The organism is Fuscovulum ytuae, assembly GCF_029953595.1.
Classification (GTDB): domain Bacteria; phylum Pseudomonadota; class Alphaproteobacteria; order Rhodobacterales; family Rhodobacteraceae; genus Paragemmobacter; species Paragemmobacter ytuae.
On record NZ_CP124535.1, the window covers coordinates 930,935 to 945,748 of the forward strand.

Consider the following 14,814-nt stretch of genomic DNA (forward strand, 5'->3'; position numbering starts at 1 on the left):
TCACACGAACCGGCGCAGCCTCTCGTGGACGGGCAGCGGAAAGGCCAAACGCCCGCCCTATGAAATGCGCCTTGTCAGAACTGGAGTGCACATGGCTCTTTACGAGCATGTCTTCATCGCGCGCCAAGACCTTTCCAACGCGCAGGCCGAAGGCCTTATCGAACATTTCTCCACGGTTCTCGCAGACAATGGCGGCAAGGTCGTCGAGTCGGAGTACTGGGGCGTCAAGACGATGGCCTACAAGATCAACAAGAACCGCAAGGGCCATTACGCTTTCCTGCGTTCCGATGCCCCCTCTGCCGCCGTGCAAGAGATGGAGCGTCTGATGCGCCTGCATGACGATGTCATGCGCGTGCTGACCATCAAGGTCGAAAAGCACAGCGAAGGCCCCTCGGTCCAAATGCAAAAGCGTGACGACCGCGACCGTGGCGAACGGTCCGAAGGCGGCTTTGGCGGTGGCGAACGCCGCGAACGCAGCTTCGGCGACCGTCCGGAACGCACGGGCGACCGTGGCGGCTTCCGTCGTTGATCAGGCCCAGGAAAGGACCATAAACCATGGCGAACAAACCGTTTTTCCGCCGCCGCAAGGTCTGCCCCTTCTCGGGCGACAATGCTCCTGCGATCGACTACAAGGACGTCCGTCTCCTGCAGCGCTACATTTCCGAGCGTGGCAAGATCGTTCCGTCCCGCATCACCGCCGTCTCGGCAAAGAAGCAGCGTGAACTGGCGCAGGCGATCAAGCGCGCCCGCTTCCTCGCGCTCCTTCCCTACGCCGTGAAGTAAGGAGAGACCCACATGCAAGTCATCCTCCTTCAGCGCGTGGCCAAACTTGGCCAGATGGGCGAAGTCGTGAACGTCAAGGACGGCTACGCCCGCAACTTCCTCCTGCCGCAGGGCAAGGCGCTCCGCGCCAATGAGGCGAACATCAAATCCTTCGAGGCCAAAAAGGCCCAGCTCGAGGCCCAAAACCTCGAGACCAAGAAGGAAGCCGATGCCGTCGCAACCAAGCTCGACGGTCAGGCCTTCGTGGTGATTCGTTCTGCCTCCGACGCGGGCGCGCTTTACGGCTCTGTCACCACCCGTGACGCCGCCGATGCCGCCACCGCCGCAGGCTTCACCGTGAACCGCGCGCAGGTCGTGCTGGACCGTCCGATCAAGGATCTGGGCCTGCACAGCGTCAGCGTCGTGCTGCACCCCGAAGTGACCGTCCGTATCACTCTGAACGTGGCCCGTTCGACCGAAGAGGCCGAACTGCAAGCCTCGGGCAAGTCGATCCAGGAACTGGCGGCAGAAGCCGATGCCGCAGCCGATTTCGAAATCGCCGAACTTTTCGACGATATCGGCGGTGCGGCCTCCGAAGACGCGTAAGCGTCCTTCGACATCAAACCAATAGAAACCGCGCAGGGCAACCTGCGCGGTTTTTCTGTTATTCAAGTCTGCACAACAAACACGAGCTGTTGTTGGACATAGTCCTTGGCGGGAAACGACATGCCTTGGACACCACCACAAATCGTTTGTTGCCCATCGTAGGATGGACCGACACAGCCACCTCGCCCATGCCGTCGTTCTGGACCCGATCTCTTCTCTCTGGGAAGAACAGATCGCCGCGATTTCCGGGGCGCCCCCGCGCGAGGATAGGAGCGGCCGCGTCAATTGGTCTGACGTCATTTCTAATCCGCGTCCTTGCCGAAGACGGTCCAGATGACCCGCCCAATACGTGGAAGGATGCACGCTCTCGCGGCCCGAATTGGCAGATGCGTTTTGACGCCAGCCTCCCCCGCATGCCCTCAACGGCAGCCCGTCTCGCCGCGCTCTGACTGCCACCTACGACATGCCCATGTCGCCCGCACAGCAGCCCTCGCCGCCGCACGGCCCTAGCTTGCAGGAATGACCTCCACCATCGCCCAGCCCCTCCCCGGCCAGACCGCGAAAGGCATCGCCTTCCTCGTCGCGGGCATCGCCGTCTTTTCCATTCAGGACCTGATCCTGAAACTGCTCTCCGGGGCCTATCCGCTGCATCAGGCGATGCTGTTGCGCTCGCTCACCGCGATCCCCTTCCTGCTGATCCTCGTGCATTGGGAAGGCGGGCTGCGCAGCCTTTTCACCCCCGGCACGCGCGCCATGATCTGGCGCGGTGTGGTGATGTTTCTTGCCTATACCTGCTATTACCTTGCCCTCGCGGCCCTGCCGATGGCCACCACGGTGGCGCTTTATTTCTCGGCCCCGCTGTTCATCACGATCCTGTCGGTCTTCTTTCTGGCCGAAAAGGTCGGACCCCGCCGCTGGATCGCCCTGATGGCGGGTTTCGCGGGCGTTCTGATCATGGTCCGCCCCGGCAGCGCGCTCTTTGACTGGGCGGCGCTGCTGCCCGTCCTTGCCGGCCTCACCTATGCCATCTCAATGATCGCCGCACGGCGTCTGGGCAGCACCGAAACCGCCTCCGCCCTGGCCTTCTGGGGCAATGGGGTTTTCCTCCTCGGCGCGCTGATCCTGTCCGCGATCTTCGGCCCCGGCGCATGGGAGGGCGACGCCCACCCCTCCCTCGCCTTCCTTCTGCGCGGCTGGGTCATGCCGTCGGGCTATGACCTGATGCTGATGATGGCCTGTGGCGTCATCGCCGCCGTGGGCCTTACACTGCTGACACAGGCCTATCGCGTGGCCGAAGCCTCGGTCGTGACCCCATTTGAATATACCGGCCTTATCTGGTCGGTGATCTATGGCTGGGTGTTCTGGCAGGATTGGCCCAATGGCAGCGATTGGGCTGGCATCGCCATCATCGTGGGTGCGGGTCTCTACATCCTCTGGCGCGAGTCCCTGAAAAAGTAAAAGGGCCGGGGTATCGCCCCGGCCCTTCCCGCCTTCCCGAAACGGGAAAACCTTACATTTCGTCCAGCGCCTCGATGGCCTTCTGCAACTCGTCCTTGGCAACCTCCTTCTCGGTCACCTTGGCGCCTGCCACGATGTGATCAACGACCTTGTCTTCAAAGATCGGCGCGCGCAGCTGCTGCTGCACCTGCTGGTTCTTCTGAACGAATTCGAAATAGGCGCGCTCCTGCCCCGGATAGTTGCGGGCCTGCGCCAGCACGGCCTGCGTCATTTCCGCATCCGTCACCGTCACTTCGGCCTTGCGGCCAATCTCGGCCAGCAGCAGGCCCAGACGCACCCGACGCTCGGCCAGCGTTTTATGCTCGTCCGTCGGTTCGATATTGCCGTGGTTGTGGCCGTGCTCATGCGGGTTTTCCTCATGCCACAGCTGATGCGCGATCTGCGCGGCTTCCGCCTCAACCAGACGCGCGGGCAGGTCGAACTTCACCATCCCGTCCAGCTGATCCAGAAGCGCCCGCTTCATCACGGCGCGCGACGCGCCCTTGTATTCCGATTCCAGACGCTCGGCGATCTGGCCCTTCAGCGCGGCAAGGTCTTCCGCCCCGTATTTCTTGGCCAATTCGTCATCGATCTCAGCCGGCTTCGGTTCTTTCACCGCTTTCACGGTGCAGGCAAAGACAGCGGCCTTCCCGGCCAGATGCTTGGCACCATATTCCTCGGGGAAGGTCACATTGACCGAAACCTCGTCGCCCACCTTGGCACCGACCAACTGATCCTCGAAACCGGGGATAAAGGAATTGGAGCCGAGGACGAGCGGATAATCCTCCGCCGAGCCACCCTCGAACAGCTCGCCATCGACCGACCCTTTGAAGTCGATCACGATCTGGTCGCCATCCTTGGCCTTCGCGCCCTTCTTGCGGTCTTCGAAATTCTTGGCATTGCCCGCAAGATTGGCCAGCGCCTCTTCGATATCGGCGTCAGCCGCCTTCACGACCAGCTTTTCCAGCACGATCTTGCCCGAATCCAGATCCGGGATCGGCGGCAGCGCCTCATAGGACATCTCAACGATGACATCCTTGCCCTCGGCCCAGGTTTCGCCATCGACCATCTTCACTTCGGGTTGCAGCGCGGGGCGATCACCGGTCTTGTCAAAGTGATCCTTCATCGCGCCGTCAATGGCATCCTGCATCGCATCGCCCAGCAGACGCTGCCCGAACTGCTTTTTCAGAATCGCCAGCGGCACCTTGCCCTTGCGGAAACCCTTCATCTCGATCTCGGGCTGCGCCTCGACCAGCTTTTCCTGCACTTTCGCGTCCAGCTCGGCCGCCGTCACCGTGATGGTGTAGGCGCGCTTCAGACCTTCGTTCAGGGTCTCGGTGACCTGCATTCTTTCGTCCTTCTCATCTCATCCCTGGTGCGGGCGAAGGGACTTGAACCCCCACGCCGTAAGGCGCCGGAACCTAAATCCGGTGCGTCTGCCAATTCCGCCACGCCCGCAAACTGCCCAAAACGCGCCCGTCCGTCCCCTCAGGTCCGGCCCGCACGCGCCCTGAAAATTCCGCGCCCTTCTAGCAAAGCCCCAAGGGGGATGCGAGAGGAAAATGCCAGCGAAATCTGACGCAGATTTCGAGCCGTTTCCTGACACAGGAAACGGACCCCGCGCCACCGCCCCAAAGCGGAATTTGCGACAAATTCCGACGCGATTTTTGTGCCAAAAATCGCCCCCTTAAAGCCCCAGCCGCCGAAAGACATTCGGCAGGATGTCGGGCAGGTCCTCGGCAATCAGCCCCGGCCCGAAGTCCAGCGCGCATTCCACATGCAGCCACGCGCCCGCGCAGGCCGCATCGAAAGGGGAATACCCCCGCGCCATCAGCCCGGCGATGAACCCCGCCAGCACATCGCCCGCCCCTGCCGTCGCCAGCCAGGGCGCCGCCCGATCATAGGCCGCCGCATGCACCGCGCATCGCCCATCCGGCGCGGCAATCACCGTATCTGCCCCCTTGAACAGGATCACACAGCCCGCCCGCACCGCAGCCTCGCGCGTCGCATCCACCTTGGAATAGGCAGGCCCCGCCACCGCAGGGGTGGCCAGTCGCTCCGCAATATCGGGGAAAAGCCGCGCAAACTCCCCGCCATGCGGCGTCAGCACGCAAGCGCCATGCAGCGCCCCGAACAGGTCCCCATCCCGAGCAAGGATCGTCAGCGCATCCGCATCCAGAACCAAACCGCGTCCTGGGCCGGACCCGGAACCTCCCACAACATCCTCACCGCCGCTGGCCACGTGGCCCCCGATCCCCAGCGCTGCAGCCACCAATCCCGCCTCCCGCGCCCCGGTCCCCAGCCCCGGCCCAAGGCACAAAGCCCTGATCCGCCCATCCTCGAGCACCCGCGCCAGATCAGCCCCCTCCTCCACAACCCGCAACATAACGGCATCCAGCCGCGCCGCGTTCTCGACCAAGGCCTCCCCCGGACAGCCCACACTCACCAGCCCCGCCCCCATCCGCAACGCCCCCCGCGCCGCCAGCCGCGCCGCGCCACCACGACCAGAAGCGCCGCCAAGAACGAAGGCATGACCATAAAGGAACTTGTGCCCACCGCCCTTCCCCAGCCCAAGACCTGGCGCAGTGATCTCGACCACATCCCCGCCCCCGGCACCTTCAAGCCCGATATCGACGACCCGCACCACACCACAGAAATGCGGCCCCTCTGCTAGAACATGCCCGCGCTTGCGCGCATGGAAGGTCACCGTCAGGTCGCAGGGCAGACGGCACCCCAAACTCCGCCCGCTATCGGCGCAAAGCCCAGACGGCACATCCACCGCCACCCAACGCGGAATTGCCCCGCGCGCATCCCACCCGAGCGACACCTTTTCCTGAATATCCACAAGTTGGTCATCCAACAGCCGCGACAGTCCCGTGCCAAACAGCGCGTCGACAAACAAATCCGGCCCAAAGGCAGCAAGCGACGCGTCAGCGCCCCGCAACGCCGACAGGGGCCGAACCTCCCCCATCTCCACCCACCGCCCGTAATTCACCCGTGCATCCGCAGGCATCCGCTCTGGGTCGCCGTGAAGGAAAACCTCCACCTCCCATCCCCATTCCTTCAACAGCCGCGCCACCACGAACCCGTCGCCGCCATTGTTGCCCGGCCCGCACAGCACCACCGCCCGGAAAGACCCCGCCCGCAAATCCGGCCATTCCGCAAAGATCGCCTCCACCACGCCCCGCCCGGCGCGTTCCATCAGCGCCAGCCCGGTCACCGCGCCGCCGGCAATCGCGGCGGCTTCGATGGCGCGCATTTGAGCAGAGGTAAGCAATTCGGTCATTTTCCCGCCCATTTCGTTCGCAAATCGCCCAAACGAGCGTCAGATTGCTTAAAATTTAATCACAATACTCCGAAACCCGTGGCGAAGCGTCTCATCCAAACGGCCTGCAATTGTCGCCCCCATGCGAACATGGTGAGAGGTCATTGGCAAGCCACGCGGGGGGAGAGTCGGCCCATGAAAAAGATCGAGGCGATCATCAAGCCGTTCAAGCTGGACGAGGTGAAGGAAGCCCTTCAGGAAGCCGGCATTCAGGGCCTCTCCGTCACCGAGGTCAAAGGCTTCGGCCGCCAGAAGGGCCATACGGAACTTTACCGTGGCGCCGAATATGTCGTCGACTTCCTGCCCAAGGTGAAGATCGAGGTCGTCCTTACCGACGACATGGTCGACGCCGCCGTCGAGGCGATCGTTTCCGCAGCCCGCACCGACAAGATCGGCGACGGCAAGATCTTCGTCTCGCCCATCGAACAAGCGATCCGCATCCGCACCGGTGAAACCGGCGACGACGCCGTCTAAGGGCGCGGTCACACGAATACCCGCCCGCATCCGCGCGGGCAGGCCACTGCAACACACCAACCGAAAGGCATCATGATGAGCGCAGTTAAGAATGCTCTGAAGCTGATGAAGGACGAGGAGGTCGAATATGTCGACATCCGCTTCACCGACCCGAAGGGCAAGCTTCAGCACGTCACCCTCGTGGCCGACCTCGTGGATGAGGACTTCTTCGAAGAAGGCTTCATGTTCGACGGCTCGTCCATCGCTGGCTGGAAGTCGATCGACCAGTCCGACATGAAGCTCATCCCCGATGCGGGTTCGGTCTATATCGACCCGTTCTATGCCGAAAAGACGATGTGCGTGCATTGCAACGTCGTCGAACCCGATACGGGCGAGGCTTATAGCCGTGACCCGCGCGGCACCGCCGCCAAGGCCGAGGCCTATCTGAAATCCTCCGGCATCGGCGATGCGGCCTATTTCGGCCCCGAGGCCGAATTCTTCATCTTCGACGACGTGCGCTATTCCGTGTCGCCGAACAAGGTGGCCTACCAGATCGACGCCGAAGCCGCCGCTTGGAACACCGACACCGTCATGGAAGGGGGCAACCTCGCCCACCGCGCCAATTTCAAAGGCGGCTACTTCCCGGTGAACCCGATCGATGAGGCGCAGGATATCCGCGGCGAGATGCTCTCGACGATGAAGCGGATGGGCATGAAGGTGGACAAGCACCACCACGAAGTGGCCACCTGCCAGCACGAACTCGGCATGATCTTCGGTGGGCTGACCCAGCAGGCCGACAACATCCAGAAATACAAATACGTCATCCACAACGTTGCGGCCGCCTATGGCAAGACCGTGACCTTCATGCCCAAGCCCATCAAGGGCGACAACGGCTCGGGGATGCACGTCAACATGTCGATCTGGAAGGACGGCAAGCCGCTCTTCGCGGGCGACAAATATGCCGACCTCTCGCAAGAAGCGCTCTATTTCATCGGCGGCATCCTGAAGCATGCCAAGGCGCTGAACGCGATCACCAACCCCTCGACCAACAGCTACAAGCGTCTGATCCCCGGCTTCGAAGCCCCGGTTCTGCGCGCCTATTCCGCCCGCAACCGCTCGGGCTGCGTCCGTATTCCGTGGACGGAATCGCCCAAGGCCAAGCGCGTCGAGGCTCGCTTCCCCGATCCGTCGGCCAACCCCTATCTGGCCTTCTCGGCGCTGCTGATGGCTGGTCTTGACGGCATCAAGAACAAGATCGATCCGGGTCCGGCTTCGGACAAGGACCTTTACGATCTGCCGCCGGAAGAACTGGCCGCCATCCCCACCGTCTGCGGGTCGCTCCGCGAGGCGCTGGAAGAGTTGGAAAAGGACCACGAATTCCTGCTCGCAGGCGACGTGTTCACCAAGGACCAGCTGGAAGGCTACATGGCGCTCAAGTGGGAAGAGGTCTACGCCTTCGAACACACACCGCATCCGGTGGAATACCAGATGTATTACAGCTGCTGATCCCCGGATTGGCCGCCACAATCATCGCAAAAGGGCCGCAATCTGCGGCCCTTTACTTTTTTCCGACATAGTGGGGGGGCGACGAACGGGCGGTTTCTTGACATTAACGAACACTAAATCGCTCTCAGATCCCAACAAATACAGGTATTGCCGCGAACCGGTCCACAGAAAGGCCAAATTATGGACACGATTCGGTGTTTGCCTTCCCCAAACAACAGGGGAATGCTGCCATGCTTGATTGCGATGCCTCTTTCGTTTCGGTGCCCGAGTTTGCCTCGATCCGTCGCTCCCTCCCCGCCAGTCTGATGGGCGCAACCGCCCTGCGCGACGGGCGGCAGGACGCCGTCGCCAAATCCGGGTCCAGCCCCGTTCATAAGGCAGAACGGCAGAATGGCGAAACCTTTACCGCCGCCATGCAACCGGCCTTCTTCGACCATCTTCCCACCAGCGATCTGCCGCCGATCCCAGTGCCGCCGCTGGCCGACCTGCGCGCCGAGGCAGCCCGCAATTTCACCTCGCCCGCCGCCCCGGCAGAGGCCGAGGCCACCCCTGACCTGTCCATTCCAGATGCCACAGCAGATGCCGAGGCACGCCCCGTCACGCCGCGCCGCCCGCTCCGCTTCACCGCCGCCCGCAGCACGGATGAGGCAACCCCTGTCTCGCTCCCCAGCTTTGACCTTTTCGAAGGCGTCTTTGAAGACAGCGTGCTTGACGGGCCGAATGTCGACCCGCGCCTGCAACGCAGCCGCGCCCGCGCCCTTGCCCGTCTTGCTGCGATAGAGGCAACGCTTTCCCCCGTGGAACGCAACCTCTGGCACGATGATGCGCCCGAAGCCGTGGCCCCGGCCCCGACAGTGCAGCCCGACGCAGGCCCCCAAACCGCCCCGACCATGGCCGCGCTTGACACCGTGGTCACCCGTGGCGAGGGCGTGCCCATGCCGCGCCGCCCCGTGCGCCATCTGACGCCATCGGATGCCAACCGCACGCCGCGCCCTGCCCCGCAGATCCAAGACCCGCTGCGCGACCGCCTCCGCGACCTGCGCGACATCCTTTACACCCCCAGCCCTGACGAGGCAGAGGCCACCGCCGTCGCCAAACCGGCGCGGAAGCCGATCCATGCCATGGCGCTGGCGCTGCTCTTGCCTTTGCTTGCCCTTGCCTCCGCCCTCTTCCAAAATGCGGGTCAGACCGGGCGCACAGGTCTTGCTGCCCGACCAATGGCACTGCCGATGGCCCTGTCCAAGGCCCTGTCCAAGGCCCTGTCCAAGGCCCTCCCCTCCTTCACCTTCGCCCCGCGCCTTACCACGGCGGCGGCAACGCTGGCGGCCATCGCCATTCCGATCGACAGTCTTCCCTTCTTGTAACATCCAGATCTGCGCGACTCATCCCATGATTGCGCCGCCTGCTCTGTTCTCGTTCCCGACACAACGCCCCACCCATCGGCGGCTTTCCGCCGGAACGGGGTCAATCGGGGCAACAATTGGGCATCTTCACCAACTGATCAGACCGATTTCCACAAACTGATCCGAAAAACGGCACAATTCATCTTCATCCTTAAGAACACGCGACGCCCGTGGGGGGCAGAACGGGAAAAGGAGGGTTGGTCGATGGCTTTCGATGACAGCACCATCGCCCAGTTCGTGTTCGATCGTGACCCGGCGCTCAATCTGGCGCTTTTGGTCAAGGAACTGGATGCCGCACTCGAACGGTCGGGTGCAGGACGGCGCAACATAACCTGGGATTGCGACGACGTCGCCATCCTCGACCTTGATGCTGTGCGCTTTACCTTGTCCTACACGGGCGAGGCAGCGGTCGGCCTTCCGGCAAGCCTGATGATCTCCGTCGGCCCCGGCCCCAACCGGCAACATGACCCCGCCGACCGTCGCCGCTATGAAGGCCTCTGCCGTCTTATCGCGGAACGCCTTCGCGCCCGCTTTGCCCCGCGCGAAACGCTGTGGCATCAGGTGGCCGGTCCCGTCACCACCGATCTGGTGGATGATCTGTTCGACCGCCTTCCCGATCTGTCAAACGGCACGCCCCGCCCGATGACCCGCCGCTCCGCCCCGGCCGAAGCCATCCGCGCCTTCCCCGAAACGGATGAAGGCATGCCCGTCTCCTTCGTGGAAAAGGCAATGGCCATCCGCGCCGCCAAGGCCGAACGCCTCCGCGCCATGCAATCTGGCCCGGCTGCCCCACAGCCCGCCAATGACACGCGCCCCGATGCCACGCGCAGCCACGAACTGGGCCCCGAACTGAGCCGCGTGCGCGCCGCCCTCTACCCGGTCGAGGAAACCCCGACGCAAAACGTCCGCATGCGCCTTGCCGCATCGACGCTGGATGTCACGCTGATGGTCGTCTACTTGCCGATGGGGGCCGCCATGCTGACCTGTTCGCTGTTGCGCGGCGGTGATGTGAACGCCTCTGCCCGTGTGATGGCGCTGACCTGCACGATGCTGGGGATCGCGCATTTCTTCGGGATCACGCCGGTTGGCATGACGATCTGACCGCCGTCAGATCCCCGCTGCGTCCATAGCCGAAAGGGCCTCTGGGTCCAACGCCGTCATCGGTACGATGATCGTATGGATCGAAAACACCACAGCCTGCGTCACAGGCAGACGCAACACCACCTGCCGCTCGGATCGCAGATAGGTCCGCGCCACCGGGCGCGGCCGCCGCGCATTCTCTAGCCGGGGCTGGTGCAGCGTCGGGTCATCATAAACCAGCGCGTTGAACCTCTCCATCGGCTGCCCCACCCGCACCATGTCAAACAACCGCTGCACCCTTCGCGCCAAGGCCTCGTCATAATGCGCCACCGGGGCATGAATGCCCGTCATCGGCTTGCCAATCTTCTGCGCCAAGGTCCAGCTTGCCGGAAAGCACAGGATCGCCCCGGTCAGCACGCTTTCTTCGCCCTGCTTTTGCATCAGGCACAGGTCCTGCTGCACCAGACGGCCCAAGGTGATCAGGGGAAAGGCCCGATCCACCGGCACCACAACGCCATCTGGCCGCGTCACAGACGCCGCCCCCACGGCAAATCCCGCGCGCCGCGCCAGCAGCTCCAGCGCTGCATCCAAAAGCTCCGCCGCCGCCGCCCGCCCCTCAGGCAAAAGCGCATGGACCAATGGTTGACGTGTGGCGATCAACCAATCCCGCTCGGCCATCTGCCCGGCATAGGCCTCATCCATCCGCAGCCAATCCTCGGCCCCACAGGGCCGCATCCCCGGCAGGCGGGCGGTGGCCGGGTCCAGCCACGGCACATGAGGCAATCTGTCCTGAAGCACGGGCGCACGCATAGGCAATGCCTAACGCCCTGCCAAATGACCCGCAAGCGTCTGAAACCGACGCGCCCCGTCGCCCCCCGGCAACCAAAGGCGCCAGCCCCCCGCCACCATCACCCGAAGACAAGGGAGGATCGCCAATGACCGTCCAATACCACGCCGACCGCCGCAAGATCGACCCGACCCGCGGCCCGCGCCTTGGCGATGGCAGCCCAAATGACAATGACCGGGTGGAAATCGGCCCCACCCAGCTTGCCTTCAAGGAATGGGAGGCGGCAGGTCTCACCCCGCCCGACCTCGCCCGCATGCGCCATTACCGCTGGGATCGGCTGGTCAAGGCGCTGCATGCCCGCGATTACGGTGGCCTCCTGATGTTCGATCCCCTGAACATCCGCTACGCCACCGACACGACCAACATGCAGTTGTGGAACACCCACAACCCCTTCCGCGCCTGCCTTCTCTGCGCCGATGGCCATATGGTCATGTGGGAATACAAGAACTCGCCTTTCCTTGTGACCTTCAACCCGCTGGTCAAGGAACTCCGCTCCGGCGCGACCTTCTTTTACAACTCCACCGGCGACCGGGGCGAGGCTGCCGCAAAGGCCTTCGCCGCACAGGTGGATGAGGTGATGCGCGAACATGCAGGCACCAACCGCCGCCTTGCGGTGGACAAGATCATGGTGCATGGCCTGCGCGCCTTGGAAGCCATCGGGTTTGAGGTGATGGAGGGCGAAGAGGTCACCGAACGCACCCGCGCCATCAAGGGCCCCGATGATATGCTGGCCATGCGCTGCGCGGCACATGCCTGCGAAAGCGCGGTCGCGGCGATGGAGGCCTTCACACGCGAAAATGTCCCCAAAGGCGGCATTTCCGAGGATGACATCTGGTCGGTGCTGCATGCCGAAAACATCCGCCGTGGCGGTGAATGGATCGAAACCCGCCTTCTTGCCTCAGGCCCCCGCACCAATCCTTGGTTTCAGGAATGCGGGCCGCGCATCGTGCAGAACAACGAAATTGTCGCCTTCGACACCGATCTGATCGGTGCCTATGGCTTCTGCATCGATATCTCGCGCACATGGTGGGTGGGCGACGAACGCCCCACGAATGCGATGATCTCGGCCTATGCCCACGCGCTGGATCATATCCGCGACCATCAGGCGCGGCTGAAACCCGGCGTGTCGATCCGCGAACTGACGTTCGGCGGGCACCAATTGGATGACCAATATTGGAAACAGAAATATTCCTGCAAAATGCACGGCGTCGGGCTCTGCGATGAATGGCCCTATGTCACCTATCCCGATGGCTGGATGGAAGGCGCCTTTGATGCCGTCCTTGAACCCGGCATGACGATCTGCGTCGAGGCGCTGGTCAGCCCCGAAGGTGGAAATTTCTCGATAAAGCTGGAAGATCAGGTGCTTATCACCGAAACCGGATGTGAAAACTTAACAAGCTATCCCTTCGACAAGGCGCTGATGGGGGCCTAGGTCGGGGGCAATGCTCTTCCATCAAGCGGCACCTAAGGCGGGGATGGCCCCGCCTTTTCCTTACAAATCACCGTAAGCCCCCACCGTCTCCTCCCCGCCATCCGATAGAAACCGCAGCCTCGCCCCGTCCCGTTCAAGGTCATAACAGGCCCAACGGTCCGATGGCGGCCAGACCGAACAGTAGCGGTCCCCCTCCACCCGCCACCGCCCCCAGCTTTCCGCGCCATAAAGCGTCCGGCCATCCGCGCGGAAATCCTGCATGGTCCCATTCTCATAGACCAACACCCGCCCCTCCAGCGCGGCCCGCACGCCCGCACCGTCAAGCCGCTCCCACCCATCCGCCGCGACCGCCATCGGCCACAGCGCCACCACGACCCCGATCCAGCGCACCCCAACCTCCCCAAAGCTTGCCACCCGCCCCATCCCGGCATAAGGGGGGCGCGACACGCCTCACCCTTGCCCGCCACCCTAGCACAAAGGCCGCGCCGCGATGATCCCTCGTTATTCCCGCCCCGACATGGTCGCCATCTGGGAACCCCAGACCCGCTTCCGCATCTGGTTCGAGATCGAGGCCCATGCCTGCGACGCCCAGGCCGCGCTCGGCGTCATTCCCAAAGCCAATGCCGAAGCCGTCTGGAAGGCCAAGGATGTCACCTTCAACGTCGCCCGGATCGACGAAATCGAGGCCGTCACCAAACATGACGTCATCGCCTTCCTGACCCACCTCGCCGAAATCATCGGCAATGACGAGGCGCGCTTCGTTCATCAGGGCATGACTTCGTCGGATGTCCTCGACACCACGCTGAACATCCAACTCACCCGCGCTGCCGATCTTCTTATGGCAGGTCTCGACCGCGTCCTCGCCGCCCTCAAGACCCGCGCCTATGAACACAAGGACACGGTCCGCATCGGCCGCAGCCACGGCATCCATGCCGAACCCACGACCATGGGCCTCACCTTCGCGCGCTTCTACGCCGAAATGGCCCGCAACCGCGCCCGCCTCGAGAATGCGCGGGCCGAGATCGCCACCGGCGCCATCTCCGGCGCGGTCGGCACCTTCGCCAATATCGACCCGGCGGTGGAAGAGCATGTTTGCAAGATGATGGGCCTTACCCCCGAACCCATCTCCACCCAAGTCATCCCCCGCGACCGCCACGCCATGTTCTTCGCCACGCTGGGCGTCATCGCCTCCAGCATCGAAAACATCGCGATCGAGATTCGCCACATGCAGCGCACCGAGGTGCTGGAGGCAGAGGAATTCTTCTCCCCCGGCCAAAAGGGCAGCTCGGCCATGCCGCATAAACGCAACCCAGTGCTGACCGAAAACCTCACAGGCCTTGCCCGCCTTGTCCGCATGTCCGTGACGCCCGCGCTGGAAAACGTGGCGCTCTGGCATGAACGCGACATCTCCCATTCCTCCGTCGAACGCGCCATCGGCCCCGACACCACCATCACCCTCGACTTCGCGCTTCACCGCCTTGCAGGCGTGGTGGAAAAACTGGTGATCTACCCCGAGAACATGCTCAAGAACATGAACAAATTCAAAGGTCTGATCATGTCGCAGCGCGTCCTCCTCGCGCTAACGCAGGCAGGCGTCAGCCGCGAAGACAGCTATCGCCTCGTCCAACGCAACGCGATGAAGGTCTGGGAACAAGGCGCCGACTTCAAAACCGAACTCCTCGCCGACCCCGAAGTCACCGCCGCCCTCTCCCGCGAAGAGATCGAGGAAAAGTTCGACCTCGGCTATCACACCAAACATGTCGACACGATCTTCGCCCGCGTTTTCGGCAGCTGACCCACCCCTCACGAAAGCGTGAGGGGTCACAGCGCAGGGGCGAAAAATTCCGCCCTTGCCCGCCGCGATTCTGTGCTAGCCTTCATGCTACGCACCGGATGCGGATTT

The 14,814-nt window shown here is 63.2% G+C and carries 14 protein-coding genes and 1 tRNA gene; 10 read left to right on the top strand and 5 right to left on the bottom strand.

Features of this window, described 5'->3' with window-relative positions:
* The first annotated feature begins 91 nt into the window (after positions 1-91).
* The 4 genes from rpsF (at position 92) to QF092_RS04615 (ending at position 2,826) form a co-directional block, all read left to right on the top strand.
* Positions 92-529, top strand: a complete 438-nt coding sequence (gene rpsF, locus QF092_RS04600; protein ID WP_281468055.1) for a 30S ribosomal protein S6 — start codon at positions 92-94, stop codon at positions 527-529.
* Positions 530-555: 26 nt separating this feature from the next.
* Entirely contained in the window at positions 556-783 is a 228-nt protein-coding gene (rpsR, locus tag QF092_RS04605) for a 30S ribosomal protein S18 (protein ID WP_023666208.1), read from the top strand.
* Positions 784-795: 12 nt separating this feature from the next.
* On the top strand, positions 796-1,368 hold the full coding sequence (rplI, locus tag QF092_RS04610) for a 50S ribosomal protein L9 (RefSeq protein ID WP_281468060.1): 573 nt from the start codon (positions 796-798) through the stop codon (positions 1,366-1,368).
* A gap of 519 nt (positions 1,369-1,887) precedes the next feature.
* On the top strand, positions 1,888-2,826 hold the full coding sequence (locus QF092_RS04615) for a DMT family transporter (protein ID WP_281468062.1): 939 nt from the start codon (positions 1,888-1,890) through the stop codon (positions 2,824-2,826).
* Positions 2,827-2,878: 52 nt separating this feature from the next.
* Here QF092_RS04615 and tig read toward each other — a convergent pair whose 3' ends face one another.
* The 3 genes from tig to QF092_RS04630 all read right to left on the bottom strand — a co-directional run bounded on the left by tig (position 2,879) and on the right by QF092_RS04630 (position 6,151).
* Entirely contained in the window at positions 2,879-4,213 is a 1,335-nt protein-coding gene (tig, locus tag QF092_RS04620; RefSeq protein ID WP_281468064.1) for a trigger factor, read from the bottom strand.
* A gap of 25 nt (positions 4,214-4,238) precedes the next feature.
* Positions 4,239-4,323: transfer RNA gene (locus QF092_RS04625), tRNA-Leu, on the bottom strand.
* Between the two features lie 229 nt (positions 4,324-4,552).
* Positions 4,553-6,151, bottom strand: coding sequence for an NAD(P)H-hydrate dehydratase (locus QF092_RS04630; protein WP_281468066.1), 1,599 nt, complete (start codon positions 6,149-6,151; stop codon positions 4,553-4,555).
* Positions 6,152-6,325: 174 nt separating this feature from the next.
* Here QF092_RS04630 and QF092_RS04635 point away from each other — a divergent pair, with 174 nt between their 5' ends.
* The 4 genes from QF092_RS04635 to QF092_RS04650 all read left to right on the top strand — a co-directional run bounded on the left by QF092_RS04635 (position 6,326) and on the right by QF092_RS04650 (position 10,653).
* Positions 6,326-6,664, top strand: a complete 339-nt coding sequence (locus QF092_RS04635) for a P-II family nitrogen regulator (RefSeq protein ID WP_281468067.1) — start codon at positions 6,326-6,328, stop codon at positions 6,662-6,664.
* Positions 6,665-6,739: 75 nt separating this feature from the next.
* Positions 6,740-8,149 (top strand): type I glutamate--ammonia ligase, encoded by a 1,410-nt coding sequence (gene glnA / locus QF092_RS04640; RefSeq protein ID WP_281468069.1) that lies wholly within the window; start codon positions 6,740-6,742, stop codon positions 8,147-8,149.
* 230 nt (positions 8,150-8,379) lie between these two features.
* The gene (locus QF092_RS04645; protein ID WP_281468071.1) at positions 8,380-9,513 is read left to right on the top strand and encodes a hypothetical protein; all 1,134 of its coding nucleotides are present in this window, start codon (positions 8,380-8,382) and stop codon (positions 9,511-9,513) included.
* Positions 9,514-9,756: 243 nt separating this feature from the next.
* Positions 9,757-10,653: a hypothetical protein gene (locus QF092_RS04650; protein ID WP_281468073.1), complete on the top strand. Its 897-nt coding sequence runs from the start codon at positions 9,757-9,759 to the stop codon at positions 10,651-10,653.
* Positions 10,654-10,659: 6 nt separating this feature from the next.
* Here the strand turns inward: QF092_RS04650 and QF092_RS04655 are convergent, their stop codons facing one another.
* Complete coding sequence (locus QF092_RS04655; protein WP_281468075.1) at positions 10,660-11,442, bottom strand: heme-dependent oxidative N-demethylase family protein; 783 nt, start codon at positions 11,440-11,442, stop codon at positions 10,660-10,662.
* Positions 11,443-11,567: 125 nt separating this feature from the next.
* Between QF092_RS04655 and dddP the strand changes: the two genes are divergently transcribed.
* Entirely contained in the window at positions 11,568-12,911 is a 1,344-nt protein-coding gene (dddP, locus tag QF092_RS04660; RefSeq protein ID WP_281468077.1) for a dimethylsulfonioproprionate lyase DddP, read from the top strand.
* A gap of 60 nt (positions 12,912-12,971) precedes the next feature.
* On the opposite strand, the gene QF092_RS04665 is transcribed toward dddP, so the two are convergent.
* Positions 12,972-13,358, bottom strand: a complete 387-nt coding sequence (locus QF092_RS04665; RefSeq protein WP_281468079.1) for a hypothetical protein — start codon at positions 13,356-13,358, stop codon at positions 12,972-12,974.
* A gap of 43 nt (positions 13,359-13,401) precedes the next feature.
* On the opposite strand from QF092_RS04665, the gene purB reads away from it, so the two are divergent.
* Complete coding sequence (gene purB, locus QF092_RS04670; protein WP_281468081.1) at positions 13,402-14,706, top strand: adenylosuccinate lyase; 1,305 nt, start codon at positions 13,402-13,404, stop codon at positions 14,704-14,706.
* The last annotated feature ends 108 nt before the right edge of the window (positions 14,707-14,814 follow it).

Coding starts and splice junctions, on each gene's coding strand:
- rpsF (WP_281468055.1), top strand. CDS start 92: ATGGCTCTTTACGAGCATGTCTTCATCGCGCGCCAAGACCTTTCCAAC.
- rpsR (WP_023666208.1), top strand. CDS start 556: ATGGCGAACAAACCGTTTTTCCGCCGCCGCAAGGTCTGCCCCTTCTCG.
- rplI (WP_281468060.1), top strand. CDS start 796: ATGCAAGTCATCCTCCTTCAGCGCGTGGCCAAACTTGGCCAGATGGGC.
- QF092_RS04615 (WP_281468062.1), top strand. CDS start 1,888: ATGACCTCCACCATCGCCCAGCCCCTCCCCGGCCAGACCGCGAAAGGC.
- tig (WP_281468064.1), bottom strand. CDS start 4,213: ATGCAGGTCACCGAGACCCTGAACGAAGGTCTGAAGCGCGCCTACACC.
- QF092_RS04630 (WP_281468066.1), bottom strand. CDS start 6,151: ATGACCGAATTGCTTACCTCTGCTCAAATGCGCGCCATCGAAGCCGCC.
- QF092_RS04635 (WP_281468067.1), top strand. CDS start 6,326: ATGAAAAAGATCGAGGCGATCATCAAGCCGTTCAAGCTGGACGAGGTG.
- glnA (WP_281468069.1), top strand. CDS start 6,740: ATGAGCGCAGTTAAGAATGCTCTGAAGCTGATGAAGGACGAGGAGGTC.
- QF092_RS04645 (WP_281468071.1), top strand. CDS start 8,380: ATGCTTGATTGCGATGCCTCTTTCGTTTCGGTGCCCGAGTTTGCCTCG.
- QF092_RS04650 (WP_281468073.1), top strand. CDS start 9,757: ATGGCTTTCGATGACAGCACCATCGCCCAGTTCGTGTTCGATCGTGAC.
- QF092_RS04655 (WP_281468075.1), bottom strand. CDS start 11,442: ATGCGTGCGCCCGTGCTTCAGGACAGATTGCCTCATGTGCCGTGGCTG.
- dddP (WP_281468077.1), top strand. CDS start 11,568: ATGACCGTCCAATACCACGCCGACCGCCGCAAGATCGACCCGACCCGC.
- purB (WP_281468081.1), top strand. CDS start 13,402: ATGATCCCTCGTTATTCCCGCCCCGACATGGTCGCCATCTGGGAACCC.